The 18,408-nt window shown below is 62.5% G+C and carries 20 protein-coding genes, 1 other RNA gene and 1 pseudogene; 5 read left to right on the top strand and 17 right to left on the bottom strand.

Going from position 1 to position 18,408, the window contains the following annotated elements:
* Positions 1–10 precede the first annotated feature (10 nt).
* From crcB to R4P65_RS03930, 8 genes are read right to left on the bottom strand one after another with little or no spacing between them, the layout of a single operon-like run.
* Entirely contained in the window at positions 11–355 is a 345-nt protein-coding gene (gene crcB, locus R4P65_RS03965; protein ID WP_317825503.1) for a fluoride efflux transporter CrcB, read from the bottom strand.
* Positions 352–729 (bottom strand): CrcB family protein, encoded by a 378-nt coding sequence (locus tag R4P65_RS03960; protein ID WP_317825502.1) that lies wholly within the window; start codon positions 727–729, stop codon positions 352–354. The genes crcB and R4P65_RS03960 overlap by 4 nt, the downstream gene beginning before the upstream one ends.
* A 23-nt stretch (positions 730–752) precedes the next feature.
* Positions 753–1,556: a DUF1295 domain-containing protein gene (locus R4P65_RS03955; RefSeq protein WP_317825501.1), complete on the bottom strand. Its 804-nt coding sequence runs from the start codon at positions 1,554–1,556 to the stop codon at positions 753–755.
* Complete coding sequence (locus tag R4P65_RS03950; RefSeq protein WP_317825500.1) at positions 1,553–2,869, bottom strand: cyclopropane-fatty-acyl-phospholipid synthase family protein; 1,317 nt, start codon at positions 2,867–2,869, stop codon at positions 1,553–1,555. The genes R4P65_RS03955 and R4P65_RS03950 overlap by 4 nt, the downstream gene beginning before the upstream one ends.
* On the bottom strand, positions 2,866–4,155 hold the full coding sequence (locus R4P65_RS03945; RefSeq protein WP_317825499.1) for a cyclopropane-fatty-acyl-phospholipid synthase family protein: 1,290 nt from the start codon (positions 4,153–4,155) through the stop codon (positions 2,866–2,868). Before R4P65_RS03945 ends, R4P65_RS03950 begins: the two co-directional genes overlap by 4 nt.
* Complete coding sequence (locus R4P65_RS03940) at positions 4,152–4,895, bottom strand: DUF1365 domain-containing protein (RefSeq protein WP_317825498.1); 744 nt, start codon at positions 4,893–4,895, stop codon at positions 4,152–4,154. Before R4P65_RS03940 ends, R4P65_RS03945 begins: the two co-directional genes overlap by 4 nt.
* The gene (locus R4P65_RS03935) at positions 4,886–6,166 is read right to left on the bottom strand and encodes an NAD(P)/FAD-dependent oxidoreductase (protein WP_317825497.1); all 1,281 of its coding nucleotides are present in this window, start codon (positions 6,164–6,166) and stop codon (positions 4,886–4,888) included. Before R4P65_RS03935 ends, R4P65_RS03940 begins: the two co-directional genes overlap by 10 nt.
* Positions 6,163–6,795: an alpha/beta hydrolase gene (locus R4P65_RS03930; RefSeq protein ID WP_317825496.1), complete on the bottom strand. Its 633-nt coding sequence runs from the start codon at positions 6,793–6,795 to the stop codon at positions 6,163–6,165. The genes R4P65_RS03935 and R4P65_RS03930 overlap by 4 nt, the downstream gene beginning before the upstream one ends.
* A gap of 52 nt (positions 6,796–6,847) precedes the next feature.
* Here R4P65_RS03930 and R4P65_RS03925 point away from each other — a divergent pair, with 52 nt between their 5' ends.
* The 4 genes and pseudogenes from R4P65_RS03925 (at position 6,848) to R4P65_RS03910 (ending at position 10,120) form a co-directional block, all read left to right on the top strand.
* Positions 6,848–7,666 carry a GNAT family N-acetyltransferase gene (locus tag R4P65_RS03925; RefSeq protein WP_317825495.1) on the top strand — a complete coding sequence of 273 codons (819 nt, stop codon included), beginning with the start codon at positions 6,848–6,850 and terminating at the stop codon, positions 7,664–7,666.
* 33 nt (positions 7,667–7,699) lie between these two features.
* Positions 7,700–8,107, top strand: a pseudogene (locus R4P65_RS03920) (DUF222 domain-containing protein); the annotation flags it as partial.
* A gap of 143 nt (positions 8,108–8,250) precedes the next feature.
* Positions 8,251–9,054 carry an HNH endonuclease signature motif containing protein gene (locus R4P65_RS03915; RefSeq protein ID WP_317825494.1) on the top strand — a complete coding sequence of 268 codons (804 nt, stop codon included), beginning with the start codon at positions 8,251–8,253 and terminating at the stop codon, positions 9,052–9,054.
* Between the two features lie 76 nt (positions 9,055–9,130).
* On the top strand, positions 9,131–10,120 hold the full coding sequence (locus tag R4P65_RS03910) for an alkaline phosphatase family protein (protein WP_411742505.1): 990 nt from the start codon (positions 9,131–9,133) through the stop codon (positions 10,118–10,120).
* A gap of 90 nt (positions 10,121–10,210) precedes the next feature.
* Here the strand turns inward: R4P65_RS03910 and ssrA are convergent.
* The 3 genes from ssrA to R4P65_RS03895 form a co-directional block, all read right to left on the bottom strand.
* Positions 10,211–10,581: a transfer-messenger RNA gene (ssrA, locus tag R4P65_RS03905) on the bottom strand.
* Positions 10,582–10,647: 66 nt separating this feature from the next.
* Positions 10,648–12,222 carry an SDR family oxidoreductase gene (locus tag R4P65_RS03900; protein ID WP_317825492.1) on the bottom strand — a complete coding sequence of 525 codons (1,575 nt, stop codon included), beginning with the start codon at positions 12,220–12,222 and terminating at the stop codon, positions 10,648–10,650.
* A gap of 20 nt (positions 12,223–12,242) precedes the next feature.
* Entirely contained in the window at positions 12,243–13,202 is a 960-nt protein-coding gene (locus tag R4P65_RS03895) for an NAD(P)/FAD-dependent oxidoreductase (protein ID WP_317825491.1), read from the bottom strand.
* A gap of 65 nt (positions 13,203–13,267) precedes the next feature.
* Here R4P65_RS03895 and R4P65_RS03890 point away from each other — a divergent pair, with 65 nt between their 5' ends.
* Positions 13,268–13,852 carry a helix-turn-helix domain-containing protein gene (locus R4P65_RS03890; RefSeq protein ID WP_317825490.1) on the top strand — a complete coding sequence of 195 codons (585 nt, stop codon included), beginning with the start codon at positions 13,268–13,270 and terminating at the stop codon, positions 13,850–13,852.
* Between the two features lie 15 nt (positions 13,853–13,867).
* Here R4P65_RS03890 and R4P65_RS03885 read toward each other — a convergent pair whose 3' ends face one another.
* The 6 genes from R4P65_RS03885 to R4P65_RS03860 form a co-directional block, all read right to left on the bottom strand.
* Complete coding sequence (locus R4P65_RS03885; protein WP_075832889.1) at positions 13,868–14,725, bottom strand: DMT family transporter; 858 nt, start codon at positions 14,723–14,725, stop codon at positions 13,868–13,870.
* Between the two features lie 8 nt (positions 14,726–14,733).
* Complete coding sequence (smpB, locus tag R4P65_RS03880; protein ID WP_003942330.1) at positions 14,734–15,207, bottom strand: SsrA-binding protein SmpB; 474 nt, start codon at positions 15,205–15,207, stop codon at positions 14,734–14,736.
* 87 nt (positions 15,208–15,294) lie between these two features.
* Positions 15,295–16,200: a permease-like cell division protein FtsX gene (ftsX, locus tag R4P65_RS03875; RefSeq protein ID WP_003942367.1), complete on the bottom strand. Its 906-nt coding sequence runs from the start codon at positions 16,198–16,200 to the stop codon at positions 15,295–15,297.
* An 81-nt stretch (positions 16,201–16,281) separates the two neighbouring features.
* Entirely contained in the window at positions 16,282–16,962 is a 681-nt protein-coding gene (ftsE, locus tag R4P65_RS03870) for a cell division ATP-binding protein FtsE (RefSeq protein ID WP_020969258.1), read from the bottom strand.
* 71 nt (positions 16,963–17,033) lie between these two features.
* The gene (locus R4P65_RS03865; protein ID WP_124566371.1) at positions 17,034–17,519 is read right to left on the bottom strand and encodes a hypothetical protein; all 486 of its coding nucleotides are present in this window, start codon (positions 17,517–17,519) and stop codon (positions 17,034–17,036) included.
* Complete coding sequence (locus tag R4P65_RS03860) at positions 17,516–18,400, bottom strand: mechanosensitive ion channel family protein (protein WP_003942304.1); 885 nt, start codon at positions 18,398–18,400, stop codon at positions 17,516–17,518. The genes R4P65_RS03865 and R4P65_RS03860 overlap by 4 nt, the downstream gene beginning before the upstream one ends.
* Positions 18,401–18,408 lie beyond the last annotated feature (8 nt).

Genomic DNA, 18,408 nt, shown 5'->3' with positions numbered 1-18,408 from the left:
GCCGGATCGATCAATCAGTGATCTGGATTCCCACCCACGCAGCGGACAAGCCGACGATCAGACTGACGACGATGTAGACCAGCGAAAGCGTCGTCTGACGCCGCTCGACCATACCGACGTTCTCCGTCGCGAAGGTCGAGTAAGTGGACAGGCCACCGCAGAAGCCTGTAGCCAGGAGGGCGGCCATCTCGGTGGAAAGAGCTGCTCCGGTGAACAATCCGAGGAGGAAGCAGCCGATCACGTTCGCGGCGAACGTCGCAGCCGGGAATCCCTTGTACGCGGGCACATACCGCGCCAACAGGTATCGGCCACTCGCACCAGCGCCGCCGCCGAGTGCCACCAGGAGAACTGTCATGCCGAGGCTCCGTCCCGCGTGCGGATCCAGCGTTCACCGAGCCCTTTGCCCAGTGCTGCGGCGAGGATCGCGGGGATCAGCGTCCCGAGTACATAGAGAATCGATCGCCATGGACTCTCCGTCACGGCGTGAACCGCGAAGGACGAGAAGGTGGTGAAGCCGCCGCAGAACCCGGTGCCGAGAAGGAGGTACCCAGCCTTGTTGTGGACGAGGAGGGCCGCGAGAACACCGAGCACGAACGAGCCGACGACGTTGATGACCAGCGTCGTCCAGATGTGGGGAAAGAGCTCGCCCAGCGCGTATCGGCTCAGTGCCCCGAATGCTCCGCCGACGGCAACCGCGCCCACCGCACCCGGCAGCTTCAGATCACCCATGCTCTCGCCTCACCCGAAAGAGCCTACGTCCCGGATCGGGCTCTCGGTGGGCGCGGAATGAAGTAACTTGTCCTCTGCTGATACTCGCGATAACCCGGACGCTGCTCCATATGTCGCTCGAGCAACCGCGCTCCGGTGGCGAAGACCAGGAAGTACGTCATGGCGATCGGAGAGAGAACGGTCAACACTCCCGGCCACACGGACGCCGAGACGAGGAAGATCCCCCACCAGACGCATGCGTCGCCGAAATAGTTGGGATGCCGCGTCCACGCCCACAATCCTTGATCCATGATGTGGCCACGGCTGCCCGGATCGGATTTGAACTCCTCCATCTGCCGATCGCCAATCGTCTCGAACGTGACGCCGACAATCCACAACGCGGTCCCGAGCACAACAAGAAGCCCGAAGCTGCCGTTCGAGACCGCAGCGACCTGGATCGGCAGGGAGACGAACCACAATGAAATCCCTTGCGTGAGATAGATCTTGCGGATCGCGTATAGCGTTCGATTACCCGTCGCTCGTCCGAGCATTTCTTCGTACCGCGGATCTTCACCCTTGCCACGCGATCGGATCGCCATGTGAGTCGCCAAGCGCAGACCCCAGATCGCTACGAGTGCAAGCATCAACAGTCGGCGCCAGAGGTCGCCGCTTCCGACTACCGCTGACACGAGTGCGATCACCACGAAACCCGCGCCCCAGGAGACGTCGACGACATTGTGCCGCCCGATTCGCACGCCGATGGTGGCCGTCACTGCCATCCCGATGGCGATCGCCAGCAGACTCGTGAGTGTGACCACTCCGAACGCGCCCCAGTCGAATCCGTTCATCGCCGCGACACCCACTGCGGCCGTACCGGTTCCATACCCGATCGACCATCAGCGAGCGGCCGGACCGACAAAATCTGATCGACGCCCATCCTGCCGTCCCGAAAAGCCATTCCCCCGCCGACGAGGTATAGACGCCACACCCGAGCGACTTCGACGCCTACGAGTTCCACGACGCGGTCCCAGTTCGATTCGAAGGTCTCGATCCACGCGTCGACGGTCCGCACGTAGTGCTCGCGCAGGGCGTGGACGTCGCGGACTTCGAGTCCACCTTCCTCGATCATCGCAACGGTCCGGCCCACAGGCCTCATGTACATGTCCGGCGCGATGAACGACTCGATGAACGGGCCTCCCCCGGGATGCGCACCGGTGCGAGACATCTGCTGAATCAGCACACGCCCACCCGCAATAACGTTGTCGTGGAGCGCTTTCACGTACGTCGAATAGTTGTCCTCACCGACGTGCTCACCCATCTCGATCGACGCGACCGCATCGAAGGGACCATCTGGAATCTCTCGATAATCTTGGAGCCGAATTTCGACCCAGTCTTCCAAACCGAGTGCGCGGATCTTCGCGTCGATAAAAGCCTTCTGCTCCGCCGAGATCGTGATGCCGACAACCCGAGCGCCGTACTCCCGCGCTGCATGCAGGCTCAGCGAGCCCCAACCACAGCCGACGTCGAGAAACCGCAGGCCTCGCGCCCGATCAAGACCGACTTTGCGGCACACCAGGTCCAGCTTGTCTGTCTGCGAGTCTTCGAGCGTGTATTCCGGTGCATCGGAAGTCCAGTATCCCGAGGAGTACGCCATGTTCTCGTCGAGGATCAGCTCGTAAAAATCGTTCGACAAATCGTAGTGGTGACCGATCGCCTCGCGGTCGCGGGCGAGACTGTGCAAGCGGCCCTTCACTTGGGCCTGCGACACCGGTGGAGCCAAAGGTCTCCCGAAAGCACCGAAGGACCGCGCGGCCTTGACCGCAGCCAGGACGAGCGACGGCGTCGCGGTAATCGAGCCGAGTCCCCGCTCGGCAGACACCTTCCACACGTGTGTGAGCGCATCGCCCAGATCGCCCTCGACATCGAGTTCGCCGAGAACATATGCCTGCGCAACTCCCAACTCGCCGGGATTCCAGAGCAAGCGTCGCAACACGTTAGCACTGTAGAGCGTCACCTTCGGAGCGCCGTCCGGTCCTGCCGTGCTGCCGTCCCACGCAGTCAACCGCACCGGAAGCTCGCCGCCGACAAGTGGACTGAGGATGTCCGACAGGCGGCCCGCAACACCGGTATCTTGTATCGCTCGATCCATCGTGGCGGTCATCGCTGGTTCCTCCGATCGAGAACAATTTGCTGGACGTCGAGATACCCCGATCGGAACCCCGCCTCGGAGTAGCAGAGATAAAAATGCCACATGCGCGCGAACACTGCGTCGAACCCGAGCGCGGACGCCTCGTCGGTGCGAGCGCTGAATCGCTCGTCCCACAGTCGCAACGTCTGCGCGTAGTGATCGCCCATCGACATCCGCTCACGCACCCGGAGGGTTGTCATGCGGTCGGTGACGTCCTCTATCGCCCGCACCGACGGGAGAAATCCGCCGGGGAAGATGTACTTGTGCACCCAGGTGTAGGTGTTGCGGGTCGCGAGCATTCGATCGTGCGGCATCGTGATGGCTTGGATCGCTGCGCGGCCACCCGGTGCCAGAAGGGCGTCGATCGTCTGGAAGTAACTTCCCCAGTACTGGTGGCCGACGGCCTCGATCATCTCGACCGACACAACGGCGTCGTACTCCCCTTGCACCTGCCGATAGTCCAGAAGGTCGACCTGAACGCGATCCGCCAGTCCCGCAGCGCTAATCCGCTTCGCTGCCAATTCCTGCTGTTCGACCGAAAGAGTCACCGAGCGCACCGTTGCGCCGCGCTCGGCCGCCCGGATCGCCAATTCTCCCCAGCCTGTGCCGATTTCGAGCACTCTCGAACCTGGACCGACACCTGCGCCGTCGAGCAGGCGATCGATCTTTCGGTGCTGAGCAGCTGCGAACACATCCCACGACGGGGATGCTCCTACCGACAGATCCTCGAAGAGTGCACTGGAGTAGGTCATCGTGTCGTCGAGGAACAGTTCGAACATCTCGTTCGAGAGGTCGTAGTGCCTGGAGATGTTCGAGCGCGTGTTCTGCGTCGAATTCCGCTCACTGCGAGGCTGCTTCGGAATGTACAGGCCTCGCAACCGCTGCAGGAAGTCGGGAATCAGCGTCGCGACGCGGGAGGCGAAGACTTCCAGGACCGCGGTGAGATCGGAAGCTTCCCAATCGCCCGCCATGTACGATTCGCCGAATCCGATCAAGCCACTGTCTCCCACACGAGCGGCGAAGTCGTCCGGGCGATGAATAACCATCAACGGCGAATCCGGACTACCACCGCCGGAGAACTCACCATTCGGCATCTGAACACGCAGCGGCAAGCGCGCGACCGCCTTGTGGAACAGAGCGCGGGCAACCGGTGATGCAACCCGCACTTTGAGCCCGCTCGGCACTGTGGCGACGCCCGGCCACCGCTCGGTTTCGATCGTGTGAGCGGAAGGTTCGGTGCCGAGAGTCGTTGTGGTCATTGCACTGCCTCCTGCGTGTGATGTTGCGGTCGGGGAACGATGGGTAAGCGCCTGGCCCACAGCCGGATTCCTTGAAATCTGATCTGCGCGGCCACTCGGAGAGGAGCCAGCGGGACGGAGAGCGCACTGCGGACGATCTCGCGCGTCGTTGCCGGCACGCAACGACCTGACACTGTGGCTACGAATGGCGCCTTACCGTCTCGGGCCAAAACTATCGAAAGTGCGAGCGCGGTGTCGGGTAGCGGGAGCCGCATCCGGTACTCGCCGTCCAGATCGTTGAACGGCGACACGTAGAACTCTTTGGACGTGCGAGCGGCGCCACGTTCGTCGGGTTCGAGCAGGTAGCAGTGCCGCTCGCCGTAGGTGTTGTGAACCTCTGCAACAACGCAACGCTGAGTTCCGTCGTCGTTCAAGCACCAGAACACGCTCAACGGGTTGAAGACATGGCCGAACACACGTGCGTTCGCGAGCATGAGGATCCGGCCACCCGAGAAGTCGAATCCGTTGGTCGCCAGAAAAGTCTCGACGTTGGCACGAATCGATCGGGTGGGGTCACCGAGGTGATCTCCGGCGTCGAATGTAGCCAAGGGACGCAATGCCCTCGGGAGCTTGGGCAAATCGTCGACGTCGACGAGCCAGCTGTAGCTTCGGTACTCGAACTCGTTGTGCAACGGCTGCGTTCGTACATGCCGAATGTTCGTGTGAACGATGGACGGTGTGATTGGTGCGGTCACGGCCACCGACCTCCGACGCGTTCGGCGGCGCGCAGGCCCGACAGTGCACCATCCTCGTGGAAGCCCCATCCGTGGTACGCACCGGCAAACGCGAGTACGTCCGAGTCCAACTCGGGAAGCCGTCCCTGAGCTGCGACGGAAGTCGGTGTGTACTGCGGATGCTCGTAGGTCATCTGATCGATCACCGACTCCGGCGACACCATCTCGCCTCCCCCCAAGGTCACTAAGTATCGCCGGCCGGTATCTGGGAGCCGCTGCAACCTCGTCATGTCATAGCTGACCAGAACGTGATCGGGCTTCGCGTTGCATTCAGGGATGTAGTAGTTCCATGACGCGCGCGCATTGGTGTTGTCGGGCAGCACATTTTCGTCGGTGTGAAGTTGGGTGTGGTTGACGGAGTAGGGCATTGCGCCGAGAACCTGCGATTCGACGGGCGTCGGTTCGGCCAAGATCTTCAGCGCTTGCTGCGGATGCGTTGCGACCACAGCTGCGTCGAAGGTCTGGATTTGGTCGTCGCCGTCGCGAATGTCGACGCGATCTCCGAACCGGTGGATGGCGCGCACCGGGGTGTTCAGCCTGATGTCGCCGATACTCTTGGCAACGAGGCGAACGTATTCAGCCGATCCCCCGGTAACCGTCCGCCAGGTCGGCGATCCCGTCACGCTCAACATTCCGTGATGATCGAGGAACGAGAACAGATACCGCGCAGGATATTTCAGCGCCGAGCCGGGATCACACGACCAGACTGCCGACACCAGCGGCGTCATGAAATGAGCGGTGAAGTAGTCGGAGAACCGGCCGCTGCGCAGAAACACTCCCAGTGTCTGGTCGGGTGCCGACGGATCCGTGTTGTCGAGCAAAGCACGGGCACGGCGATGGAAACGCTTGACCTCCATCAACATCGACAGAAAACTGCCGTTGACAAGGAGCCCCGGCGTCGGGAGAACGCCGCGCAGCCCTTGGCCTCCCGAGTACTCGAGCCCGCAACCGCCACATCTGACCGACATACTCATATCGGATTCCTGCGTAGGCACATCGAGTTCCGCGAACAATCGCAACAATGTCGGATAGGTGCGGTCGTTGTGGACGATGAACCCCGTGTCGATGGCTAGACTTCGCCCTTCCGGATCGGTGACCGAATGGGTGTCCGCGTGCCCGCCGAGCCGTGAATCCGCTTCGTAGAGGGTGACGTCACTGTCCTTACTGAGCACCCACGCCGCTGTCAGGCCCGCGACCCCACTCCCGACGACTGCAACCCTGCGCTTGTCGGAACTCATCGTCGTTCTCCCGTCTTCGTTGCGGCTACCCCGCGGCTCATCCCTGCAACTGCATCGGCGACGAGGCGGTGCCAGGTCGCCGCCCGGCGGAGCATGAAGTGACCTGCGCCGTCGATGCCGAGCCATTCAGCGCTCTTTCCCGACCTCTGCAGTTCGTCAACTTTCCGACGAGACCCTGCCGGGTCGGTCCACGAGTCGGCGATACCGTGGAGCACTATCAGTGGTGTGCCCGAACGCAGATTCACCGACACTCCATCGGGCCACCACGGCGCCAGCGCAACCACACCGACCACAGCCGGATCGCGACACAGTTCAGAGGCAACTCGTCCACCCATCGAGTGCCCAAGCAGAATCACCCGAGCTTGTGCACCACGTTTCGTGATCGCGTCGAGAGCGGCTCGGGCATCCGCGACCGGACTGCGCTCGGCGCCGTTCCAACCACGCACCCGGTACCGAACCTGCACCGCTGTCACACCGGAGCGGCGAATCTGAGCAGTGAACGGGCGCATCCGAAGGTTGGACAGGTGCCACGCGCGAGCCGGGCGATGGCTCGAGACCTTTCCACCAGGCAGCACGAGCACCACCAGGTGCTGGTCACCGTCCTGTTCTTGCCGTCGGTTGGGCGTCATGCATGGCATTCGGAGCCGAAAACCATTTGGATGGGGTTCGTAGAATTTCTTTGTGAATCGTGAAGAACTCGTCGGTGACGTCCTCGACGCCATAGACGCCAATTTGGTCTCCCATGCCTGCCACCTGCATGAACACTTACCGACTGCGTCGGTCACTCTCGCTGCAGATGTTGTCGTCGCAGACAGCGGCCTCGCCGACGATACTTTCAACATCATCGCTCGCGCTCGCTTAGCCGTACCTGATAAAGCCCCCGACGAAGACCAACGACTGGTCGACATTCTCTCGTCGATTCGAGCAACGGGACGTCCGTTCTCCTGGTGGACGGGTCCGCGCGACAAGCCATCAGACCTCGGCGCTCGCTTGTCAGCCCTCGGCTGCGTGCGCTCCGAGGAAGAACGAGCGATGACGGCAGACCTAGACGTCGTCCCGCGCCCAACGCCTGTCCCAGAACTCTCCGTTCAACGAGTGACGACTCGTTCACAGCTCGCCGACTATGCCGCCGTGATGGCCGCTAATTGGTCGCCGCCCTCGGCGGCAGTAATTGGCTTCTTCGAACAAACTGCCGATGCCGTCCTTGATGAGCGTTCGCGCAGTTCGTTTGTCGTCGGGTACGCGAACTCCCAGCCCGTCGCCGGAGCCGAGGTCCATTTTGCTGCCGGCGTCGCCGGACTGTACGGCGTCGTCACACTCGACGCGGCCCGCCGACGCGGATTCGGCTCGGCGGTCACCCTTGCCGCGCTCGACATCGCCCGCGAGCGGGGTGCCCGAATCGCCGTACTTCAGGCGTCCAGCGACGGCGCCCAGCTCTATCGAAACCTCGGCTTCGAGGATGTCGGCACCTACGCCGAGTACTCGATCGGCAGCCGATAGACGTCCCCGCGGGGACGCTTTCAGTCCGCATCCATGAATGTGTGTCGGTACCCACATCTAGTATCGAACGTACATTCGAAACAATGTCGGACGTGGCCGGGGGCAACGATGAACGCAGCACCGATCGATGAAGAAACGCGGGGTTCCGCCCGAGACGACGTGAAGGAAGTCGGGTTCGAAATCTGCGCTCTCGCCGGCCAGATCGCCGCGGCCACCGCCCGATTCCTCACCCTCCTGTCAAAATTCGACGAAGACCGCGGCTGGACCGGCCCTGGACTGCATTCGTGCGCCCACTGGCTGTCGTGGAAATGTGGAATGAGCCTGCACACCGGCAGGGAATACGTTCGCGTCGCCAAAGCACTCCGACCTTTGCCCGAGATGCGGAAGGCCTTCGAGCAAGGCCAGCTGTCCTACTCGAAGGTTCGCGCACTCACCCGGGTCACCACGCCGTCCAACGAAAAGCAGATGGTTCGGTTCGGATGCGAGGCGCCCGCAGCCCAGATCGATCGCCTCGCCGCCGGTCTGCGTAAAGCAACCGACAAAGAATCCGGCAAAAGCAAAGCACCCGAACACCTTCAGGTCCGGTGGCATTGGGACCCGGATACGGGCGAATTTGTCATCAAGGACGCCTTCCGGCGCAGGACGGCGCCAGAATCCTCGCAGCGTTGGCGGTGGCGGAACGTGAACGCACCCGAACCGCTGCCATCCGCCCTGTCGACGAGACGGCCACAAAGAACCCAGTCGGAAACATCGGGCCAGGCCTGGTCGCTATGGCCGAGCTCGCCACCACAGCGGTCGCAGACCGCACGTCCAAGGCCGCTACCAACGAAGTTGTGTTCTTCCACGAAGCGGACACCGTCCGAGTACCGAGCGGACCCGCGCTCCCCCAAAATGCCGCCGAGGAAGTGCTCTGCAACGCGAAACTTCGTCTGGGAACGACAAAGGAGGGATGCGTTCTGAATCTGGGCCGACGAACTCGTGTCGTCAGCGCCAAACAAACGTTGGCGTTGAATTATCGCGACGGATGTTGCCGCACACCAGGTTGCGGGCGGACTCGTTTCCTGCACGCGCACCACGTCAAATTCTGGGGGCGCGGCGGCACCACGAATCTGGACAATTTGATCATGCTTTGCGGAACCTGCCACCGCGCGCTGCACGACGACCAGTTCACGATCACTGCACTCGGCGAGCAGAAGTTCGAGTTCCTTTACGCCAATGGTGACGTCATCGACCCAGCACCGCCGGCCGAGGGATTCGCCGATGCCCTACTGCGCGGAGACATACCCGACGATGCGATCGTCCCGACGTGGGACGGCGAACCCCTCCGCCTCGATCACGCGGTCAGCGTCATCCTCGACGGCTGGGCGCCTGAGAAAACATTGGTCTAGTCCAATCTGAATCTGCCGTGAACAATCGGACAACCCTCACATCCAAGTAGTGCAATTGGTCTAGTCCTATCGCAAGATGCTTAGCGTGACCAAGAAAATCGCACGCACCTCAGCCGCCATCACACTCCTCCTCGCCGGCGCGGTAGCAGCCGGAACTGCAACCGCTGCAGCAATTCCCGGTTCATCTGACCTCAACCCGTCGGCCACCGAGAAGACAGTTGTCATCGGCCTCGACGGCACGATGCTCAGCCACATCAAGACCGCCGACGCTCCCCGTCTCCAGAAACTGATCGCCGAGGGAACCAGCGGAGAATCTTCCATCCTCGGCCACACCACCATCTCCGGACCGTCGTGGTCGACCATCCTGACCGGAGTCTGGGACACCAAGCACGGCGTCAAGGACAACACGTACGCAGGCGCCCGCTTCGACCTCTACCCGAGCGTGTTCACACGGCTGGAAACCGCACAGCCCTCCCTGCTCACCGAGTCGATCTCCACCTGGGGCGGCATCGACAACATCGCCTCCAGCGGCACACCGAAAGCCGACGTTGTCGTCACCACTGCCGATGCAGGTTCAGGAGCGGCCACCGATGCTGCGACGGCAGACGCCGTCGCCCGGGACATCACCAACAAGGGACCTGACCTGATCTTCACCCAACTCGATCAGGTGGACGGCGCGGGGCACAGCGGCGGCACCAACGGCGCTGCTTACGAAGAGTCGATTGCCTCGGTCGACGCTCAGGTGGGCAAGATTGTCGATGCTGTCGATCAGCGCGCAGCGAAGACCGGTGAGAAGTGGACTGTACTGGTCACTGCGGACCACGGCCACAAGCCCGCCGGTGGGCATGGCGGTCAGACACCGGCGGAAGCAACGACATTCGTCATTGCACGCGGTGCGGGATACACGGCCGGCAAGACCACCGACGCGTACACGATCGCCGACATCACTCCGACAATCCTCCAGAGCCTGGGCGTTGCATTACCTGCTGATCTGGACGGTAAGCCACTAGCCAAGGAAGCTCCCGTCTTCGTCGGCTCGGTCGAACTGGGATTCTTCGGCTCCTGATCGCAAGAAGGCCCGAGCACGGCAGCAAAGCGCCGCAACAAGACAGCAAAAAGGTCGGGCCGGAGAGCGTGTGCTCTCCGGCCCGACCTGTTGTGGAGCTGCCGGGAATTGAACCCGGGTCCTACGTTGAATCGCTAGGGCTTCTCCGTGTGCAGTTCGCTAAGTCTCTACTTGGATCTCCCAGTCTCGCGAACAAGCCAGGATGACGATCCCAGTCACTGTTTGATGTCCCATTCGACTCCGTGACCGAGCCGAACAGTAAAGCCCTCTAGCTGATGCCAGGAACCGGGTCGAGGGCAACCCCGGGCTGACAGACACGCTTCGCTACTTAGGCAGCGAGAGCGTAGTCGCGCTGATTGGAATCGGCGCTTATAGGTTTGCAGCGACGCTTACGGTGGTCTCTTGCCTGCACCGACACGCTTCCCCTAACTCAACACACGCAGTCGAAACCGTTCAGCCCCGTGTGTGCCCCGCGTCTTTCGTGGGGCTATTCACTATAACGCGCCGAAGTTCGGAAGTCATACCAATTAATCGGCGGCACTTTCTGTGTCCTTCGCCCCAGTTGATTCCTGGACCCCGGCCGCTTTCTGCACCCCAGCCGTTTCCTGCACTGCAGCCATCTCACGCTCAGCAGCACCGGTGATGTTGGTGATCATCCCCTGGAAGACAACTCCGTGGAAAGGCAGGATCGAGTACCAGTACGCCCGGCCGGCGAGCCCACGCGGGAAGAAGACTGCACGCTGATCGAGGTGCGATCCCACCGGCCGTCCGTCGGCACCGGCTGGGCCTTCTGATACTCGCAACTCCAACCATGCCCCGCCGGGGACCTTCATCTCGGCGCGCAATCGGAGCAACTTACCTCGGTCGATTTCTTCGACCCGCCAGAAGTCCAGGGCTTCACCGGTGTTGAGCCGACGTGGATCCCGTCTACCCCGGCGAAGTCCGACCCCGCCGACCGCCCGGTCCATCCACCCCCGGATAGCCCACGCCAGAGGGAATGAATACCAACCATTCTCGCCGCCGATCGACTCGACCACCGACCACAGGGTTTTCGGATCCGCCGAGCAGTCACGTTCGCGATGATCGACGTAGACGGCTTCGCCGGCCCAATCCGGGTCGGATGGAAGAGGGTCGGATGGAGCGCCCGCGATCGTTGCACCGGACCACGCCGTCTCCACCTCACCGGTCTCGATCTTGCGAAGCGCCAAACGCACTGCTTCCCGGTACGGTGTGAGGCCACCGGCCGGAGGCGGGATGAAGTCGTCGATGTCGTGATCGTGCATCACCGCGTCGTTCTGCAGTGATTCGATCAGCGGCATCGCCAGACCTCGCGGGATCGGCGTGACCAATCCCACCCAGTGACCGGCCAGACGCGGGGTGAGGACGGGCAGGACGAGGATGCGTCGGCGTACCAGTCCTGCGACGTCGGCGTAGGTGTTCATCATCTCGCCGTACTGCATGACATCGGGCCCACCGATGTCGAAGGCGCGGTTGACCTCCGGCGTCGTCGCCGCGGCTGCGATCAAGTAGTGGAGTACGTCACGCACGGCGATCGGCTGAATGTTGTTGTGCACCCACTTGGGTGTGGTCATCACCGGAAGTCGATTGGTCAAGTGGCGCACCATTTCGAAGGACGCCGAACCCGATCCGATCACCACGCCGGCCTGGAACACAACCGTCGGAACGTCGGAGTCGAGCAGGATCCGACCAACTTCGTGCCGAGACTGCAGGTGAGTCGACAGCTCTCGATCGGACGGATGAAGCCCGCCCAGGTAGACGATCCGGCGCACCCCCGCATCGCGCGCAGCGGCGGCCACGTTCTGCGCGCTCTGCTTGTCGATATCGGAGAACGAGCCTCCCCCACCCATGGCATGAACGAGGTAGTAGACCACGTCGATATCGTCGAAAACACCTGAGAGGGAATCACTGTCGGTCAGATCCCCACGCGTGATCTCCACCGAATCATGCCAGGGCACATCGCGTAGTTTCTCGGGGCTTCTCACCACCACACGCACATGATGGTCCTCTTCGACCAGGCGAGGGGCAAGACGGCCGCCGATGTATCCGGTCGCACCCGTGATCAACACTCTCACTGCGTCCATCACCCCACGCTACGCAGAATTCAACTGCGAAGCGCGAGTGCAACCTCGAGGTCGTCGTTGGTCAACATCATGTTGATGCCCGCTCCGGCCTTCGCCCCGGCTGCCGCGGCCATGATGACCTGGGCACCTGGGTCGACGACGTTGCCCGCGGCGAACACACCGGGCACGCTTGTGGCCCCCATCATGTCGACCGTCACGAAATCGCCCATCATCGTCTCGGCGCGCGATGCGCCGAATGCGCGCAAGATCGCATCGTTGGGGTCCATCGTGAGGGCGCCACCGACAAAGACCGCCGAACGCGCGACCACAGTGCTGTCGGCCAAACGCACGCCCACCAACCGATCGTCCTCGACGACGGGACCGGCGACCTCACCCTCGACGATCGAAATACCGCGAGCTGCAAGCTTTTCCCGGTCCTCGGAACCCAGTTCGGTGATTCGATGGAGGAAGAGAACCACGTCGTCGGACCACTGGCGAACCATGAGCGCCTGGTGCATCGCAAATTCCGCACTCTTGGCGATCACGCCAAGCGGCTGATCACGCACGCCGTACCCGTGGCAGTACGGGCAGTGCAACACATCGCGGCCCCAACGCTCGCCGAAGACTTCGAGCTCGACCGGCAGACGGTCCGTCAGACCTGTGGCAACAAGGACTTTGCGCACCTGAATCTTGCTGCCGTCAGCGAGTTCGACGGAGAAATCGGCCGAAAGATCCTCGCTGTCCCGTGTCACGGAGACGACTGTGCCGTCATGGAACTCGCCGCCGAATTTGCGGACTTCACCTCGGCCGATGGTCAGCAATTCGGCGGGGTTCATACCGTCGCGGGAGAGGAATCCGTGCATGTGATCGGCGGCCGCGTTCCGTGGTGATCCGTTGTCGAAGACGATCACGGACCTGCGTGCCTGACCAAGGATGAGTGCGGCGTTCAGCCCTGCCGCGCCGGCTCCGATTACTGCTACGTCGAATGAGTTCTGCGTCATGAATCCAGAATGACAAGAGATCGCGTTCTTGACAAACACTGTTGCCGCTTTGGCAAAATGGATCCATGACCGAAACATCGTTCGACGCCGTTCTAGCCGGCATCGGCCCTCGCCTACGTGCGTTACGCCAGCAGTCCGACATGACGCTGGCCGATCTGTCCGAGACCACCGACATCAGCGTCAGCACACTGTCGAGACTCGAATCCGGTACTCGCCGAGCCAACTTGGAGTTGCTGCTGCCGATCGCCAAGGCACACGGCGTCCCGTTGGACGACCTCGTGAACAGCACGATCAAGGACCCCCGCGTTCGAGAAGAACCGCGAACGGTCGGATGCATGACGGTCATTCCGCTGACGAGTCAGCCCGGCAACCTCCAGGCCTACAAGATGATCATCTCCCCCACCGACGACGATCGCGAGCCGGGATCCCACGAGGGCTACGAGTGGGTCTACGTTCTGTCCGGGCGCATCCGACTCCAACTCGGCGACCGCGATTTCATCATGGGGGCAGGCGAGGCCGCCGAGTTCGACACCCACATTCCGCACCGCATCAGCGCTGCCGACGGCCGACCTGCCGAGGCGATCAGTCTCTTCGGGAAGCAGGGCGAGCGTGTTCACCTACGCGCAGCGCCGGCCGACAGACGCGGTTGAACTGCCAGGACCGAATCAGGCGCCCGCAACGGCAATCATGCCGACTGCCGCCAGCGCCAACAGCATTCCCGCTTGTTGCACGCGGCTTACCCGCTCGCCCAGCATCACCATGGCGAGCAGAACCGTCGCAGCCGGATACAGCGAACCGATCACACTGACCAGTGAAAGCATTCCACCTTGGAAGGCGTAGATCATCGTCCCGTTCGCGACGACGTCGAGGACGCTGACGTACACCGCGAGCTTGAGTGGCTCACCTCGTGGGAGAACGAAGTGACCGGCCGCCAGCGCGACCAACCACACCACGACGGTCGCGGCGCCCCGCGACACGGCCAACGCCCACAGCCCGCTGCCCTCGCCGATCTGGTGAAGTGCGATGAACGAGAGTGCAAATGCACCACCGCTTCCGACCGTCAGAAGCGCCACCTGTCTGGTGAAGCGGAGAGTGATTCCGCCGGCAACCTCACCCGCGGTGTCGTCAGGCGACTCGCGGCTGACCAGGACGACGGCGACCAGCGCGACGGCGATACCCAGGTACGCGATCAGCCCCGGCCGCTCGCCGAAGGCGAATCCGACGAGCACCGGAATACCCGCCACCAGAACAGCTGTCAGCGGTGAGACCACAGACATAGGTCCGGTCGCCAAGGCGAGATAGAACCACCACACCGCCAGACCACTCGTGACGCCCGCGATCGCGCCCCAGATCAAACCGTTCAGCGTCAGCGTGCCGGAAACGAAAGGTGCTGCGATCAGAACGATGACGAGCGAGAGCGGATACGAGACGATCACCACACGGAGTGCGGCAACTCGTCGTGACGCAACTCCGCCGACGAAGTCGCTGACTCCGTAGGCAACTGCCGCCACGAGGGCAAGCAGGATGGAGGTCAGCGCATGCCCTTGATACGACGACCGAGCTCGCGGGTCACCTCGCGCTCGGCGGTGCGCTTGGCCATGTCCTGGCGCTTGTCGTAGTCCTGCTTACCCTTTGCCAGTGCGAGTTCGACCTTGACCTTGCCGTCGTTGAAGTACATCGACAGCGGGACCAGTGTCTGGTTTCCCTCGCGGGTCTTGCCGACGAGGTGCTCGATCTCACGCTTGTGCAGCAGGAGCTTTCGGGTACGACGCGGCGAATGGTTGTTCCACGTGCCTTGCGTGTACTCGGGAATGTGCAACGAGCGCAACCACACTTCGCCGTTGTCCACGGTGGCGAACGCGTCGACGAGCGACGCCTTGCCTTCGCGCAGACTCTTGACCTCGGTCCCGACGAGCGCGATACCGGCCTCGTAGGTGTCGATGATCGTGTAGTTGTGACGTGCTTTGCGATTGGTCGCAATGACCTTGCGGCCCTTTTCCTTCACTGTCCGGGCCTCTCAGTCCGCTGTCTTGCTGTCGAATACTGTCTTACCGTCAAATACAGTTCCAGCATAGAAGCTCGTGCAAACCGATTATTCGCGGACGTACAGACGCAGCGTCACGTACGCCGTCACCGCTGCCATACCGACACCGGCAAGCACGAGGATCGGCGAGACGAACAGCACGTCACTGTTGGAAATCCGCGCCACGATGTTGGCTTCGTAGACGTCGGACAGGACCCCGTCGATGAAGACGTTCTTCGCCGTGAACAGTCCGGCGATGGCGAGCACCGCACCGATCAAGGCCGCAACGACGGCTTCGAGGAGGAACGGAAGCTGGGTGTACCAACGCGTCGCGCCGACCAATCGCATGATGTTGACCTCGGTACGACGCGTGAACGCCGCGATCTGGACCATGTTGGCGATCAGCAGGATGGCCGCGATCGCCTGGACGATCGCGATCGCGAACGCTGCGTTGCGCACTCCGCCCAGCACGCTGAAGAGTCGGTCCACCAACTCGCGCTGATTGAGCACACTCTCGACGCCGGGCCGCGAACCGAAGGTGTCGTTGATGACGCCGAATCGCTCCGGGTCACTGAGCTTGACCTTGAACGACGCCGGGAAGCTGTCCGGGCTCACCAGCGCTGCCAGCTCGGGCTGGTCCTTGAACACGCGCTCGGTGGCGTCCTTCACGGCGTCTTCGCGGTTGAGGTACTGAACGGCGACGACGGACGGCGTCTGCTCGAGTTCCTTGCGCAACGAACTGCAGATCTCCTGCTCGCAACCGGGATCGGCAGAGGAGATGTCGTCGGTCAGGAAGATCTGCACCTCGACGCGTTCGAGGAAGATCTGCTGGGTCTTGCCTGCCATCTGCACGACCAGCAGACCACCGCCGAAGAGACCGAGGGAGATCGCCGTCGTCAAGATCATGGCGATGGTCATCGTGATGTTGCGGCGTAGGCCGGTCAGGACTTCACTGAAAATAAAGCTGGCGCGCATCGGGGAATCCGATTCCTTTTCGAGAGGCCGGTTGTTTCACGACAACCGGTGGGCGTACGGGACGTGTGGTCGTAGTCGGCGCTACCTGCCGACGCCGTACACACCCCGCGCTTCGTCTCTGGTCACCTTGCCGAGATCGAGTTCGATGACGCGTCGACGCATGGAGTCGACGATGTGGTGGTCGTGGGTCGCCATCACGACGGTGGTACCCGTGCGGTTGATCCGCTCGAGCAGCAGCATGATGTCCTGGCTCGTTTCGGGGTCCAGGTTGCCGGTGGGCTCGTCGGCGAGCAGCACGAGCGGGCGGTTCACGAATGCGCGGGCGATGGCGACGCGCTGTTGTTCACCGCCGGAAAGTTCGGTGGGCAGTCGATCGGCTTTGCCGGCCAGACCGACCATGTCGAGGACCTCAGGCACTGTGCGCGCGATGACGTTGCGGGGTTTGCCGATGACCTCCAGGGCGAAGGCCACGTTCTCGGAGACCGTCTTCTGCTGAAGCAACCGGAAGTCCTGGAACACACAGCCCATGCTCTGACGAAGCTTCGGCACACGGCGAGCCGCCAGCTTGTTGACGTGGAAATCCGCGACCTCGATATCGCCGGACGTGGGCGACTCCATCTTGAGCAGCAATCGCATGAACGTCGACTTGCCAGAGCCGGAGGGGCCGATGAGGAAGACGAACTCCCCCTTCTCCACCTCCACACTGACTTTGTCGAGCGCCGGCCTGGTGGAGGCCTTGTAGGACTTCGACACATTCTTCATGCTGATCACAACTAGCCAGTCTAGCCGTTATCTAACGGTGACCTTGGCGCCACGCGCGACGAGCCTCGTCCTTATCCGGTACCGGTGGTCTCAGGTGACTGCGGCACCGATGTCGGTGCCTGCATTGCCGCGCCAGGTTGTGGGACGGTCGTCGTCGCCGGAGTGGTCGGCACTGTGGTTGCGGACTGTTCGGCGTTTCCCGGAGCAGGCGCGGGACCCGACGTCGGCGTCGGCGAACCGGAACTGCCCGTGCTCGATTCCGAGGACGGAGTCTCGGATGTGGTCGTCGGCTCGGTCGAAGACGGCACGGGGGTCGTCGTCGACGGTTTGACCGACGGAGCGACGTACGGCTCGGTCTGCGACGTGTCCACGCTGGGCGGCGGTGTCGCTGCGGGCTGTTCCTCAGGATTGAGGTACGTATGCAACAGATACGTCGCCAGCCACGCCACGATGAGGATGAAGGTCGACGTTCGCATCCGGCCACCGAAGAGCCGTGACGGTAACCAGTCCAGGTGAAACAGTCGGTCGAGTCCGCGGCGCGGTTCCTGATCGGTCATTCGCTCGCCTCCTCGGTCCGTACGGTATGCAGATCCGGTGACACCGTGATCCCCTGACGTCGCAGTGCCGCGGCGACGCGGACACGAAGAGCGCGACCGACCTGGAATTGTTTGCCAGGAAGCGTGCGCGCAACCATCCGCACGTTGACCTGATCGACCTCGAGGCTTTCGACGCCCATGACGGTGGGCTCGTCGAGAAGAAGTTTCTTGAGTCCGCGGTCGGCCATCGCGTCGACTCCGACCTGGCGAAGTACCTCGTTGACCCGGGTGAGGTCGGCGGTCGCCGGAACCGGAACGTCGATGACGGCGCGGGCCCAGTCCTTGGACAGGTTCGTCGCTTTCACGATCTGGCCGTTGGGGACGGTGATGACCTCGCCGTCGGAGTTACGCATCCGCGTCACGCGCAGCGTCACGTCCTCGATGACGCCCTCGGCGTCGTCGGAGGAACCGGTGATCGCAAGTCGCACAGTGTCGCCGAAGCCGTACTGGCGTTCGGTGATGATGAAGAAACCGGCAAGGATGTCCTGCACGACGCGCTGCGCGCCGAAACCGAGCGCCGCACCGAGAACAGTTGCCGGCGCCACGAGACTGCCGATCGGCAAATTCAGTTGGTCGAGAACCTTCAGCGTCGCGATCACGTAGATGAACGTGATGACCACCCAGGTGATGACCTGCGCGACCGAGTGACGATGCTTGGTCGCCTCGGAGCGAACCAGCGCATCGCCCAACTGATAGTTGGAGTCGATCTGGTCGGTGACCTTGTTGCCGCCCCAACTGACCAACCGGGCGAGAATCATCGCGCCGAGCACGGTCATGAGGACGGACAAACCGGTGGTTTGAAGCCAATCGAGCAGGTTCTGCCCAGGTCTGAGTAAAGTCATCGTGCCTT

Origin of the sequence: Rhodococcus sp. IEGM 1318, from assembly GCF_033142465.1 — a bacterium.
Taxonomy (GTDB): Bacteria; Actinomycetota; Actinomycetes; order Mycobacteriales; family Mycobacteriaceae; genus Rhodococcus_F; species Rhodococcus_F qingshengii_B.
This window is presented reverse-complemented; position numbering and strand designations above follow the sequence as displayed.